Source organism: candidate division WOR-3 bacterium (assembly GCA_013177935.1).
Taxonomy (GTDB): Bacteria; Hydrothermota; Tepidihabitantia; order Tepidihabitantales; family Tepidihabitantaceae; genus Tepidihabitans.
Genome location: JABLXZ010000004.1, coordinates 350,010 through 363,251 on the forward strand (window position 1 = coordinate 350,010; position 13,242 = coordinate 363,251).

Here is a 13,242-nt window from a genome sequence, read left to right on the forward strand (position 1 = left end):
TTGACTCCCATAACTCCTGACTTATAATCAGTCAGGAGGTCAGAAATGAAACACCTGTTCTTTTATTCCGGGATAATCGTCTCAGTGTTGCTCGGCACCGGTACCGCAACCACTAAAATTGACACCATCGGCACTACCGGTGTTGACGCCCAGAACTACGGTCCAATCTGGCAACGCATCGTTTATCTGCCCAACAGCGGGATTTACACCGCCTGGGTCAAAACCGGAATGTTTGCCAGTTATTACAGTTTCGCCACCAACACCTGGTCCGGTGAAGTTGAAGTATTCGGCTCCCAGCGCAACGCCAGCGGCAACCTTGATGTACCGGAAAACACCGCCTCCCCATACTACCGCAGCACCTTCATATCCAGTTTTATCAACCGGGACCCGCGCTGGCCCATATTCGCCGTGGAGAGTGTTCCTGGCTCCACCAATTTTATTATGCGCCAACCCGACTCAAACCTGATGGGTTGCTCGCGCGCACCCATCGCCTTTACCGCCAATAACTGGTTCCATCTGCTGTGCGTTGACCCCACAACTCAGGACACCTTGCTCTATTCCCGCTCGAGCGATTACGGTGTTACCTGGACAAAACCGGTATCTATCTGTAACGGGCTCCTGCCTGCTAATCCCACCTACAACATCGCCGCATCAGAAAACTCTTCACGCATCGCCGCGGTCTGGACCAATGAAGACTCTACCGCACTGTGGCTCAACATCTCCGAAGACGGTGGTACCACCTGGTCCGGTGCCCGCAACATCTTTCCGCCCCCAACAACTATTACCAACCCGAAACCGGGCAAGTTCGGTGCCTATGCTCAGTTTGACCCTGCAGACCGGCTGAACATCGTAACTCAGGTGTGGAACGGCACCAACCAAACTCCAGCAGAAATCTGGCACTGGCAGGAGAACAGGAACCCACAATGGACACTTGTTTATCGCTTTGCCCCCTCATCGGTTATTGCGCCTCCGGAACCCGGCGAACCGTTTGTGATAAGACCGAGTATCGGTTTTAGAGCAAGCGACGCATCACTCTTTGTTCTCTGGCTCAATTACGACTCCTTAAACTACGAACCCCAGACCCAGCTCGCCCGCGCTGACCTGTTCATCGCCCAATCCCAGAACAACGGCATCAACTGGAGCCGACCCTATCGTTTGACCGGACCGGACGAACATTCCCGACTTTCCCCCGGCATTGCACCAAAGGTTGACGACTCTATCTTCATCATCACCGTTGTCGACCAGATTGCCGGTGTCTATGAGCAGGGGCACGGACCCCAGACCATTAACCCGGTTTGTGTTCTACGCGTACCTGTATCTGACCTGCCCGGTGTTGAAGAAAAAATACCCAGCCGGTTGAATTACCAATCCCGAACAACCATCTATCAGATTTCAGGATTCCACCTCCTGCCCCGGACAAAACTGTACTCCGCTACCGGCAGGCAAATTGAAAAACCAACCCGTACTGGCATCTACTTCCTGCGTCAGAACGACCAAACCACGGGTAAGGTGGTGCTCCTTCCGTAAATGGTTATCCTTTTTCTCCTGCTACCCGTTCAGATTTTCGTTGACACGATTGGCTGGACCGACCGCGACCGCCAGTTCCTCTTTCCCGCGGTACGCTACCTTGTTTACGACACCATGCACGGTATCTCCGCCGTTTACAAATCGGGCTATGGTGAAATCCGCTATAACTTTAGACCCCGCGGCAGCACCTGGCATTTCCCTTCTGGTGTCCTTGTCAACCCATACCCGCGCAATCTGGGCTGTCTTGAATACAACGCCCGCAATGGCAGGACATTCATCTCCACCGACTATCTGAATCGGGGCCGACGCACCATCGCCAACTTTATTGACTCGGCACCGGGCGCGGCAACTTTTCAGGAAGGAGTGATTACCACCAATGCCGAGTTTCCCCTGGTTGCTGCCAGCCGCTACGGCTATCCGAAATTTGCCGCCATCAGAAACGACACCCTCTTTTACTTAAGCGCCTGGTCCAGTTATCGTGTTGGTCATATTGGTCCTTTTCCCCGGCACAACATCATCGCCTCCAAAAACTCCTCCCGGCTTGGGTTCGTCTGGGCTGATGACCACGGCAACTTAAACCTGCGCGAAACCCCCGACAATGGCAGCACCTGGTATCCGCGCCGCCTAATCAGCGACAGCGTTCCCTCTGCCTGTAACCGTTCCCTTTTTGGTGCCCAGGCAACTTACGACTCAATTCGTATCCACATCGTCGCCGACCTTTACGACGGTCAAAACCGGGGCAGGGTGCAACTCTGGCACTACTCTCCTTCTGACACACCACCCTGGCACTTTATCTACGAATTCAACTTTCCCGACACAACAAAACTTGGACGCTACACCGCTGCTCTGTGCCGGCCCAGTATCGGTATCGACCGCAGTTTAGGCAACTCCAGCCTTAATCAACTTTATGTTATCTGGGAACAGTTCGACCCCGAAAACATCGACCCGCACACCGGCATCGCCCGCGCCGACATCTGGGCATCTTATTCATCCGATAACGGCAAAACCTGGACTGTGCCCATCCGTCTTACTGTCCCCGACTCAACATCAAAACGCTTCCCCTTCCTTGCCGAACTGGTTGACGACACCCTGCATATCATCTACTTTGCCGACCGGATAGCCGGCTGCTGGGAACTGGAAGAGGGTGAATCAACCTTAAACCCAGTGGTTTATCTGCAGGTTCCCGCCGGCATCTTTAAAGAACAGTCCATAAATCAACCACCATCACCCCCTGTTTTTTACCCTACGCGCCCAACAATCGCCACCATCCCGGCAACCAGCCCGAACAACCTTGTAATCTACGACCCGCTCGGCAGAAAAATAAGTACAGGCAATTCGCTACCCCTGATTAAAAACCTGCCCGCGGGCATCTACTTCATCGGCTCCGAAAACGCCGCCCCAATCCACAAAATCGTTAAAATTCGCTAACTTTGTAATGACACATCGCCCTTACCATTGCACTCTCAGTTTCTCTATTTCTTGACACCTCCACAGTCTCTTATTATCCTTTTGAAAACTAAATAGGAGGACACTTGGCAAAGCATTGTGAAATATGTGGAAAAGTTGCAATTGTTGGCTCAAACATCAGCCACGCCCATAATGTCACTAAAAGACGCTGGGAGCCGAACCTTCAGCGGGTTCGCATCAAAGAAGGTACCGCAACCCGGCGCATCTGGGTCTGTACCCGGTGTTTGCGCTCCGGCAAGGTGCAAAAGGCTTGATGCCGTTAAACGGACTTCTTGGTCTGGTGTGCCGGTTGACACACTCTGTCCGGTTAAAGGTGTTGCCGACAACTCACACCTGCGACCGTTCGCCCTTCCCATTTCTCACTACCCATTCAGCACCCAACAATCTTTCTTCTCCCTTGACGGCGTTACCTCATACTTTTTCCCCTCCCTTGAAGGGAAGGCAAAAGGGGGAGGGTGTTCTCACCACCCTTGCAGCGCAACCCCGAAACGCACCAACAAAAAGGAGGCTAATTGAACTGTTTAATTACTGGTATTACCGGCTTTGCCGGCAGCCATCTGGCTGAATATCTTTTAAGTTTAGGTTCCTGCGAGGTCCACGGAACTATCCGCTGGCGCTCGCGTACCGAAAACATTGAACACCTGAAAGGGAAAATCCACCTCCACGACTGTGACCTGCGCGATTCCGGCTCGATTTACCGTTTAATCGCCGATTTGAAACCCGACCGCATCTACCACCTTGCCGCCCAGAGTTATGTTCCGATGTCCTGGATTGCACCCCAGGAGACCTTCGTCACCAATGTCATCGGTCAATTGAACATCTTGGAAGCGGTCCGCGCCACCGGCTGCTCCTGCCGGATTCACATTGCCGGCTCCAGCGAAGAGTACGGTCTGGTTCTGCCCGATGAAACACCAATCAAGGAGACCAATCCTCTGCGCCCCCTTTCCCCTTATGCAGTGAGTAAAGTGGCTCAGGATTTGATGGGCTACCAGTACCATCAGAGTTACAAGATGCACATCATCCGCACCCGGGGCTTTAACCACACTGGACCAAGACGGGGCGTGGTTTTCGTCACATCCAACTTTGCCCGCCAGATTGTTGAAATTGAGAAAGGCAAAAGGGAACCGGTGCTCTATGTTGGTAACCTTGAAGCGGTTCGGGATTTCACCGATGTTCGAGATACGGTTCGCGCCTACTATCTGATTCTCGAAAAAGGGGTTCCGGGTGAAGTTTACAATGTGGCATCAGGCAGGGGCTACAAAATTCGCCAGGTCCTTGAAATCCTGCAGAGCCTTTCCACCGCAAAATTTCAGGTTAAACAGGACCCGAACCGGCTCCGGCCCAGTGATGTGGAACTCTTAATTGGCGACCCTACAAAGTTAAAGAAGGCGACCGGCTGGGAGCCACAGTACCAGTTTGAACAGACCTTAAAAGACCTGCTCGACTACTGGCGGGAGCGGGTGTGAGGGTCTTTGTCACCGGGATTGAAGGGTTTGTTGGCGCTCATCTTGCTCGCTATCTTCAAGAGCGGGGTGACGAAGTTTACGGTACCCATTACGCATCGGTTCAAGAAGAACTGCCCGCAACACTCTTCCCCTGTGACATCAACGACTTCAACGCCATAAAAAGGGCGCTGGAAGAAAGCCGACCTGATTGGCTCATCCATCTTGCCGGCATCTCATCGGTTGCCGAAGCAGAAAAAAACCCCATACCCACCTACCAGGTCAACACTCTGGGCACCTTAAAACTGCTCATTGCTGTGCATCAGCTGATGCTGCCCTGCCGGATTCTCTTAATCTCATCGGCTGATGTTTATGGCAGAGGCGACAAACCCCATTCCGAAACCGACCCACTTCAACCCCTTACCGCCTATGCCCGGAGCAAATACCTTGCCGAAGAGATTGCCCGGCTCTATTACCAGACCTGGGATATGGACATCGTTATCCTTCGGCCTTTCAGCCACACCGGTCCGGGTCAGGCAGACCGGTTTGTCTTTGCCCGGGTTGCCAGCCACATCGCTAAGGTTGAGCAGGGCAAAGCCCCACCGATTCTTGAAATGGGCGACCTCGAAGTCCGCCGCGACTACACCGATGTCCGGGACATCGTCCGTGCTTATATATTCGCGCTGGAAAACTGCCCTGCTGGTGAAACCTACAATGTCACATCAGGCAGACCGGTACGGTTGCGGGATGGTGTGGAAATCCTTTTGCGCCTTGCCCGCAAGAATATTGAAATCAGGCAGGGGGTTATTGAGAAAAGGCCCTATGACATCCCGTTCCTTTCGGGCAACCCCGAAAAGTTTCATCGGGCAACCGGCTGGACCGCGCAAATCCCATTGGAAAAAACCCTCTCCGACCTGCTTGAATACTACCGCAGCCGTTGAAACTGTCAGTCATCATCGTCACCTACAACAGCGAATCGGACATCAAGCCCTGCCTTGATGCGCTTATTGCATCTCAGCCTGCGGCGGAAGTCATCGTAATTGACAACCTCTCGCAGGACAAAACCCGGGAAATTTTGCAATCTTTTTCTAATATCAAAACCATCCTCAACCCCAAAAATGTCGGCTATGCCCGCGCCAACAACCAGGGCATCGCCATCGCGCAGGGCGAATACATCCTGCTGCTCAACCCGGACACCGAAGTCCAGCCCGATGCGCTTCAACAACTCGTTGACCACCTTGACCGCAACCCGGAATGTGCCGCGGTGGCGCCCCGCCTTTTAAACCCGGACGGCTCCCAGCAACTGTCAATCCGAGCCTTTCCCACCTTCTCTTCGGTCTTGCTGGAGATGACCAGTCTTCCCCGCCTTTTTCCCCGCTGCCCGCGCCTTAATGCCTGGCGCCTGCGTCACTTTGACTACGAAAAACCCGGACCGGTAGAGCAACCGATGGCATCCTGCCTTTTAATCCGGCGTTCGGTCCTTATAGAACTGGGCGGGTTCGACGAAAAGTTCCCCATCTACTACAACGATGTTGACATCATGTACCGGATGGCGCGCAAAGGCTATCAGACCTATTACCTGCCATCCGCCCGGGTTTTTCACAAAATTGGCGGTAGCACAAACACAATAAAATCAAAAATGATTTACGAAAACCATCGCTCCCTTTTCCGCTTTTTGAAAAAACACACCCCGAAAACCCGCTTCTTGTTTCAGGCGATTATCCTTTTACCCCTACTCGAAATCTCTGCCCTGATTCGTGCCCTTTACTGGCACCTGCGCGGGTACGCTGGCGACGATAAACAACAATAACCGCGCAAATGTAAGGGCACTTTGCTACATACCCCTACGATAACCGGTCAAAATAGGCTGCCAGCCGCTTTGCCTGCAACCGCCGGTTGTAACGGTCAACCCCCATCACCCCTGATGAACTCCTCGCCTCTACGCTCCCATTTTCCTCCCTCGTTACTCCTCCCCTTTCCTTTATACCGGCACCCTTCACTCCTTCCCCGCCCTTGATGGAAGGAGACAAAGGGGAGGGTACTATCTCTCTGATTTCCCGCAGACACCTGACAAAACCCTGCCGGTCCTGACAGACCAGCCCCTGCCCCGTCGTTTTTACCATTTGCGCCGGCTCTGAATCTTCATCCGCCCAGACAACAATCGGCTTGTAACTGCCTAAATACTCGTACAGTTTCAATCCCACCGGTTGACCGGGCTTGCCCAGATACAAAAGCGCCTGCGCACCCTTCATCAGGCTTATCGCCCGCTGATGGGAGACAACACCTAAAAACTGGACCTGCGGACTGCTTTCAAACCGGTGCCTCACCTCTGCGGAAACTCCGCCCGCAATGTAGAGCCGGGCATCAGGCATCTCCCCCAAACCCTGCACAACTTCGCTCAATGTTTGTTCCTGATGCCACAGATTACCCGCATACAGGATGCTGAAACCATCAAGCGGTTCGGGCTCCACCTTAAAATCGTCCGGGTCAAACCCGTTTTCAAGAACCTCCACCCTTTCCCCAACAAGACGGGCAGTTCCTTGATTGACCGCCAGTACCAGTTTTGCCTGATTTAATATCCGCTCTCGCAACCGCAAAAGCCTCCTCTTTTGAACCTGGGGTGGCTCTTCAAACCCACCGGGCCAGGGGTCGCGGAAATCAGCCACAAAAGGCAGCCCGCTCCATCGGGAAAGTTTCTCACCTACTATCAACGCGGTCCAGGGTGGCGCCGATGCGAAAATCACCTGAGGCTTGAATTGGGCAATAACATTCTTACCCGTCCTGACCGCAAATGGCAACCAACCGACCTTGCTATCCGGAAAGAAAAGACGACGGAAAACTAACTTAAAGAAGCCTGATTTGCCGGTTTTTTCTGAACCCCCCTTTATCTTTTTCACCCCAACCACTCTTAACAACCGATTCGGGTCCAGACTTGCGGTGCGAAATACCTTCGCCTTACTTAAATCGGCAACAAGGTCCGGGTCGTAGGCATAATAGGCAACATCCTTCACCGTTAAAAGCAGAACCTCCCAGCCAAACTCGGGCAGAAACCTGGTAAGTTTTGTCACCCGCATCACACCGGAAAGCCCGAGCGGCGGTGTGTAGTAGGCGACAAAAAGCACCCTTTTCACCCGCGCTCTCCTGTTTCCCCGTTTTCCCCGGGCAGATGTTCGGTGATTTGTGCCTTCACAACCGCCGGCTCCATCCGCACCAGTTGAATTGAGTCGAGAAACTCATAAAGCCCGTCAATATCCAGGGTCAACAGGTGGTCTTCAATCTGCAAATCTGGTGGCAAATCCCGGAAAAAAGCACCCGAACCAAGGCTGTCCTCAAACTCCAGAAGGTGGTCCCGCACCACCCGTTTTACCGCATCCCGTCCCGGTAACGGAAATCGCCCCTCCTGCAACCTTGCCGCGGGCAGTACCATCACCTTACCCGCCATATCCACCGCCGCCACCCCTTCGGACTGCAACGCCAGAGTTAAAACCCCGCCATAGGTCGCACCGAGAAGATGAACCAGATACGCTTGACCACCTTCAAAAAAATACGGGAACTCACCCGACTTCAACCCCGGAAAAATCCTTGACTTTAACACCTCTGCCATCCGGTAAAAGTACCCGCCGGTTCCGGTTCCTTCAAAAACCTTGGTACTGGGAGATACCGCGCCGTGTGGTCGGACAAAAATTTTCTTATCCTTTTCGCGCCGTTCCACAACCTCCCAGGATTTGCCCCCAAGAACAAACCGCTCAAACACAAAGAACACCGAACCAACCTCCTGACCGCTGCTTACATCAACCACCTGATACTGACCAAAACTCTTCTCCTGAATGTTAGAGTGAACCTTTCCGGTCTCAACCCGGTGTTCTACTTTTGGAGTAAGAAAGTAAACTCCGTTGCCCTTTTCCTGCAAAATCCCCTCCCGCACCAGATGGAAAAACACCTTTTCCACCACCGGGCTATTTCCCACCAGCGGTTGAAAAATCCGCCGCACCGCCTCTAACGTTGTGCCGATGCGCCGGCGCTGAAAACAGTAAGAAATAATCTGCTGGGGCAGAACCGAAAGACAGGGTGTGTACCTCTTATCAAAAAGTTTTCCCTCCCGGGCACAGTCGATAAAGGTCTCAAACAAAAGCCGCTCCCAGGGGTCAAGATAAACCCCAATCATATACAGCCCGTTCCCGCGGCGGCGATTGCCCCGGCCGATACGCTGCAAAAGGGAAGAGACATTAAACGGTGGCCTAAACAGCACCACCGCATCAACATCACCGATGTCAATTCCTAACTCAAGGGTTGAAGTACAGCAGAGGATTCCGCTCCTTTCTCCGGTCATTCTTGCCTCAACCTCCTCCCGTACCTGCCGGTTCAAACTGGCATGATGGACCCATACCCGGCCGGAAAATGGCGGCAGGTCAAAAAGCTTCACCCCGCTTTCTGCGAGAGAGCGGGCGTTAAAAAACACCAGCGCCTTGTCACAACCCTGCTCCTGCAGCCGCCTGACAACCCGCCGGTACCAATCCTTTTTCCCTGGCAGAAGTTCGGCGTTTATCTCACGGCGCTTTGCCACCTGCACCACCCCGGCACCAGAAAAGTACCGTTCACCCATCAACACATCGTCAACCGTTGCCGAAAGCGCATAGCCATTAAAATCGGGCTTAATCAACCGTAACCGTTCCAGCAGCACCCGTAACTGGTCACCCCGGGGCGTATTGTCAAGGAGGTGAATCTCGTCAACAATGACCGCGGTCAGGGTTTTAAAAATCCGTGGATGCCGGCACAAAAGCGAGTCAAACGACTCCGGCGTGGTTAAAAGCATAAACGGCAGTCTGCGCTCATCAATCTGCGGGTGGTCACCGGTCTTGCGCTCCAGTTTCAGCCCGAGGTACTCCAGAGGCTCAAGTAGTCGGCGATAAAGGTCGTTGACCAGCGCCCTGGTCGGTGAAACATACAGAACCGCAAAACCCCTCTTTCCCATCCCGAGCAAACGCTCCACCACCGGTGCCACCACCGCTTCCGTTTTACCCGATGCCGCGGGCGAAATAACCACCAAATTTTCGCCCCGAAGGATGCGGGGAATCGCCTCAATCTGAACTTCGGTCAATCGGCCAAACCGGGCAAAAAATGCCGGATAGGTTCGGGGCAGTAGCGCCTTTACCGCCCGCTGCTCTTTTATTTCGTCCTGCATTAATGGTCTTTGCCTGACCGCTGCCGGTCCATCTCCTAAGCGACCAGTTGCGGCAGAACACCCTGTTTCCGGAGCCGGGCGATGTCCAGCGCCTCAACACAGAATTTGATAAACGCCCGCACCCCGGTGCTGCTCTGCCGGGCAGCGCTGGCTAAAAGCTGTTTCTGCTCTTCAATCGGCAGTTTGAACCCGGGATAGGCACGCTCGTAAATCCGCACCATCGTGGCGAACGCATCTGCCAGCGCCTGGTCTTCAAGCGGTGTCAGGGCAATCCGATGCCGCACCGCATTGGCAAGCCGGATATAGCCATACTCGCCCGGGGTTGGTGTCGTGGCAAAAATGACGAGAAGTGCCGGGTCCCGATATATGTAGGGCACGGGCCGTACCTGATTGTGAATCAGCCGTTCATTGACCATCTTCAACTCCGGGTCGTTCTGGGCGCAGCGCACAAGACCGTCCATAAAGTTGACACTCTTGGTCAGATAGACCACATCCCAGAGCCGGGTCACGGTCTCCGCCTCATCAATCAACAAAACCAGCCCCTTGAGTCCCAACTCCCGGGCGATACAGGAAATCCCGGTGATGATGTTACAGTAAAAGTCCGCTGCGGTAGAAAAGTCGTAAAGCGCCGGAATCCCCTGCGCACCCCGCACCCGTGAAGCGGTTGGCATCTCTACCGCATACTCCTTGGTACTCTCACCTTCAATCCACTGCCAGAAAACCTCATTCTCCGGTGAACCGGTATCAAGCCTTCGCAGTTTGTTCAGCACCGGCCCAAAGAAAATGTGGTCGCTGAAATTCAACTGTGTTGCCGCCCGCAACAAATCCCGATACCCGTGCTCCATCCCATCCCTGATATAACGGAGGTTGCGCACCAGTTCCCGGTAAACCCGCTTGGGTCGGTGCGGCGAAACCTCCACCGGGTCAAACTGGACAAAACTCGCCGCCATCCCTTCCTGCAATGCCCGATGTAAACAGTACTCAAGAAGATGGGTCTTGCCCGTACCGTACTCACCCTCCACCATATAAACATCTCCCCGATTACGGGCAAGGTTCTTGAGCGCATCCTCCAGCGTTTTAACCTCCCGTTCCCGGCCAAAGGTAAAGGTCTCAACATCCTGATGCGGCACAATACCCAGGCGGAAAGCCTCAATCATCCGACAGGCGCTCACCCGGTCAATTGCTGCAACACTTGCGGTTGCCGACTCTAGTAAATCGCCGTCAAATTCAAACAGAAACCGCACCCGATTGCGCGGCAACCACAACCGCAAACCGGTCTGAAACCGCACCAGCAACTCCGTTCCCTGCCACCGGCTGTCAACAACCTCGCCTTCCCCGAAGACCGGATGCGACACCAGGTTAGAACTCTTCACGCTCCACCTTCTCCTGCTCGCTCCGCTCCAGGCGCTGGGTTGTCACCCGCAAAAGTTTCTCCGCATCCCGCTCGGTCAACACCAACCCCGGATTGGCGCGCACCTGATGCAAAAACTCCACCGCCGCAACAACAAACAACCGCCGGTAACTAACATCAAGCACAAACCCCCTGACCGCAGTCTCAGCAAGCAGTTTCAAACTCCGCTCCACACCGCTGACCTTTGCCCCGTAAGCGGTCTCAAAAAGGTCAACGAGCCGCCTGCCCAGTTCCTCCAGAAACGACACCGGCTCAATACCCAACTCCTCTAAGTTAATCCGCACCCCGACCGGATTTGCCTCAGAAAACCCGCTGCGCAACCGCTGCTTCAGCGCCTCGTAAACCGGTCCCGAACCCTCCAAAAGCAGATTCTCATCCGGCACCGCATAGAAAAACATCGCTCCGGGCAAACGCGAGTTACCGCACTCATCAACCAACTGCCGCAGATTGTCCAGCGCCCGGCGTCGGTCCCTTGACGAAGAGATTGACATCCCCCGCTCCGCCTCATCAAACAGCAAAACCACGCCCCGAAACCCAATCGTATGCACCCACTGAATCAAGGAGCGCAGCATCCGGAATGCGGTTGACTTGTCAATCCGCTCGGAAATCTTAAACCGCGCCCGTGCCTCGCGGGAAATCTCCTCACCCTTAAGCCACTGCACCGCTTCGGTGAACCCGTCAATATCTTCGGCTAACAGGGCGCTGAACGCACCCTTCACCCCGTTAAAGAAACTGGTTGAGTCCGGCACCGGTAACTGCAACAGATACTCCTGCAACCGCTCTGGCTTGTCCTCCTTACTGCGCCAGGTTGCTGCCCAGTGCCGAATCACCGCATCAATCCCCTTGTCGGTCAGCGTTGCCAAGCGGCTTGTCTCCTGCGGTGCGGTCAGATTGAGCGCCACCATCTTGTAAACCAGTTCCAGTTTATCAAACGGACATTCAATCGGCGACAAACTCACATACGCCACACAGTAATTGTGCTTAAACGCCCGGTTGCGCACCGCATAAAGAAAGTGCGTCTTGCCCCCGCCGTAATTCCCGGTAACCAGTTTAAAACTGGACAGATTGTACTTCAAAATCCCGTTCAGATACTCATCCTCCACCACCTGCAACAGCCGGTCCAGCCCGACCGTAAACGCCTCAATCCCGAACTCGGGTGGTGTGCCGGTTGAGCCTAATTTATTGATAATTGCCCTTGCCAGTTCTCTATCCATTGCCCGCTCCTCGCTTAAAAACTACCCGTTGACAAAAGAAATATACGAATAAAAGGTGCCCTCGCCCTCCTCATTATCCGGCACCCACAGCGCCTTTGCCTTCTCCGCGGTGGCGTCAAAATTTGCCACCGACAGCCGCAACCCCTTGCCGCCAACGGTACGGACACCGGAACGCTTCAAAAGGTACAGGTCGTAACTGAACCGGATGCGCGGGTACTCAACAAACCGCTCCCGCACCGGATTCACCCGAAACCCATCCGACTGCATCAAAAACACCATCTCGCCCAGCAAATCCACCAAAAAAACCCGCTCCCCTTCCGCCACATTCCGCGCCACACAGACCCGGCGATAGGCGGTAAAAAGCCGCTCCCCAAACTCCGCCGGCTCCTTAATCGCCCGCTTCTTCAAACTCTCATCATAACTCCGCAACAGTTTTGCCAGCCCCAGCGGCTCCAGTTTCACCCCACCTTTTAGCAACTCAATCTCCGGACCCCAGAAAACGGTTGCTTTACCTGTGGCAAAGTCTACCCGCACCGAAAACAACCCGCACCGCAAAAACGGCAACTGCCCCTTAACATTCAAACCGCTCCCTTCCAGACCAGCAAGCAACTGCCTGCCAAACTCAAACTTAAACTCCTCCTTTGCCGCCTCAATCTGCCTCTTCTCCTCATCCAGCCACTGCCGCACCTTATCCCTTACCTCGCCCGGTGCAAGACCATCAAGTACCTTCTCCACCTCAACCACCAGCCGCTCCCTTTCATACGCATTCCGAACCGGCTCGGCAATCAGCCGGCTATAACCGGCAAGCAGTTTTGCCACCTTCTGGGACCGCAAAGCGGTATCCTTCAAAACACCAATCAGCCCTTCCATAATTTATCAGTATATTATCCCGACTTTATAATGTCAACAGAACAGTACAGACTTCTCGTCCACGAACCATCCGCGCCCCGTTGCGTCAGTTAAACCGAAAAGCGGTTGCCCGCTATTAAATCAATACGA

Annotated in this window: 12 protein-coding genes; 7 read left to right on the forward strand and 5 right to left on the reverse strand. The window is 54.0% G+C overall.

The features are described from left to right. The first annotated feature begins 45 nt into the window (after nucleotides 1-45). From HPY86_08240 to HPY86_08270, 7 genes are all read left to right on the forward strand, one after another. Nucleotides 46-1,527 carry an exo-alpha-sialidase gene (locus HPY86_08240; GenBank protein NPV14902.1) on the forward strand — a complete coding sequence of 494 codons (1,482 nt, stop codon included), beginning with the start codon at nucleotides 46-48 and terminating at the stop codon, nucleotides 1,525-1,527. Then, nucleotides 1,528-2,955, forward strand: coding sequence for a hypothetical protein (locus tag HPY86_08245; protein ID NPV14903.1), 1,428 nt, complete (start codon nucleotides 1,528-1,530; stop codon nucleotides 2,953-2,955). A gap of 104 nt (nucleotides 2,956-3,059) precedes the next feature. Then, nucleotides 3,060-3,248, forward strand: a complete 189-nt coding sequence (locus HPY86_08250) for a 50S ribosomal protein L28 (GenBank protein NPV14904.1) — start codon at nucleotides 3,060-3,062, stop codon at nucleotides 3,246-3,248. Next, entirely contained in the window at nucleotides 3,248-3,559 is a 312-nt protein-coding gene (locus HPY86_08255) for a hypothetical protein (protein ID NPV14905.1), read from the forward strand. The genes HPY86_08250 and HPY86_08255 overlap by 1 nt, the downstream gene beginning before the upstream one ends. Beyond that, a complete protein-coding gene (locus tag HPY86_08260; protein ID NPV14906.1) occupies nucleotides 3,507-4,460 on the forward strand; it encodes a GDP-mannose 4,6-dehydratase in 954 nt (317 codons plus the stop codon). Before HPY86_08255 ends, HPY86_08260 begins: the two co-directional genes overlap by 53 nt. Then, nucleotides 4,457-5,377 (forward strand): NAD-dependent epimerase/dehydratase family protein, encoded by a 921-nt coding sequence (locus HPY86_08265; protein NPV14907.1) that lies wholly within the window; start codon nucleotides 4,457-4,459, stop codon nucleotides 5,375-5,377. The genes HPY86_08260 and HPY86_08265 overlap by 4 nt, the downstream gene beginning before the upstream one ends. Next, entirely contained in the window at nucleotides 5,374-6,246 is an 873-nt protein-coding gene (locus HPY86_08270; GenBank protein NPV14908.1) for a glycosyltransferase family 2 protein, read from the forward strand. The genes HPY86_08265 and HPY86_08270 overlap by 4 nt, the downstream gene beginning before the upstream one ends. Before the next feature lie 34 nt (nucleotides 6,247-6,280). On the opposite strand, the gene HPY86_08275 is transcribed toward HPY86_08270, so the two are convergent. From HPY86_08275 to HPY86_08295, 5 genes are read right to left on the reverse strand one after another with little or no spacing between them, the layout of a single operon-like run. Then, a complete protein-coding gene (locus HPY86_08275) occupies nucleotides 6,281-7,567 on the reverse strand; it encodes a glycosyltransferase (GenBank protein ID NPV14909.1) in 1,287 nt (428 codons plus the stop codon). Continuing rightward, entirely contained in the window at nucleotides 7,564-9,618 is a 2,055-nt protein-coding gene (locus HPY86_08280; protein NPV14910.1) for a DEAD/DEAH box helicase, read from the reverse strand. The genes HPY86_08275 and HPY86_08280 overlap by 4 nt, the downstream gene beginning before the upstream one ends. Before the next feature lie 35 nt (nucleotides 9,619-9,653). Beyond that, entirely contained in the window at nucleotides 9,654-10,991 is a 1,338-nt protein-coding gene (locus HPY86_08285; GenBank protein ID NPV14911.1) for a DUF2791 family P-loop domain-containing protein, read from the reverse strand. Next, nucleotides 10,978-12,243 (reverse strand): DUF2791 family P-loop domain-containing protein, encoded by a 1,266-nt coding sequence (locus HPY86_08290; GenBank protein NPV14912.1) that lies wholly within the window; start codon nucleotides 12,241-12,243, stop codon nucleotides 10,978-10,980. The genes HPY86_08285 and HPY86_08290 overlap by 14 nt, the downstream gene beginning before the upstream one ends. A gap of 21 nt (nucleotides 12,244-12,264) precedes the next feature. Next, the gene (locus HPY86_08295; GenBank protein ID NPV14913.1) at nucleotides 12,265-13,113 is read right to left on the reverse strand and encodes a hypothetical protein; all 849 of its coding nucleotides are present in this window, start codon (nucleotides 13,111-13,113) and stop codon (nucleotides 12,265-12,267) included. Nucleotides 13,114-13,242 lie beyond the last annotated feature (129 nt).

Excerpts from the sequence above, each read along its gene's own strand:
- HPY86_08290 (NPV14912.1), bottom strand. The coding sequence starts at position 12,243 with ATGGATAGAGAACTGGCAAGGGCAATTATCAATAAATTAGGCTCAACC.
- HPY86_08245 (NPV14903.1), top strand. The coding sequence starts at position 1,528 with ATGGTTATCCTTTTTCTCCTGCTACCCGTTCAGATTTTCGTTGACACG.
- HPY86_08295 (NPV14913.1), bottom strand. The coding sequence starts at position 13,113 with ATGGAAGGGCTGATTGGTGTTTTGAAGGATACCGCTTTGCGGTCCCAG.
- HPY86_08255 (NPV14905.1), top strand. The coding sequence starts at position 3,248 with ATGCCGTTAAACGGACTTCTTGGTCTGGTGTGCCGGTTGACACACTCT.
- HPY86_08240 (NPV14902.1), top strand. The coding sequence starts at position 46 with ATGAAACACCTGTTCTTTTATTCCGGGATAATCGTCTCAGTGTTGCTC.
- HPY86_08280 (NPV14910.1), bottom strand. The coding sequence starts at position 9,618 with ATGCAGGACGAAATAAAAGAGCAGCGGGCGGTAAAGGCGCTACTGCCC.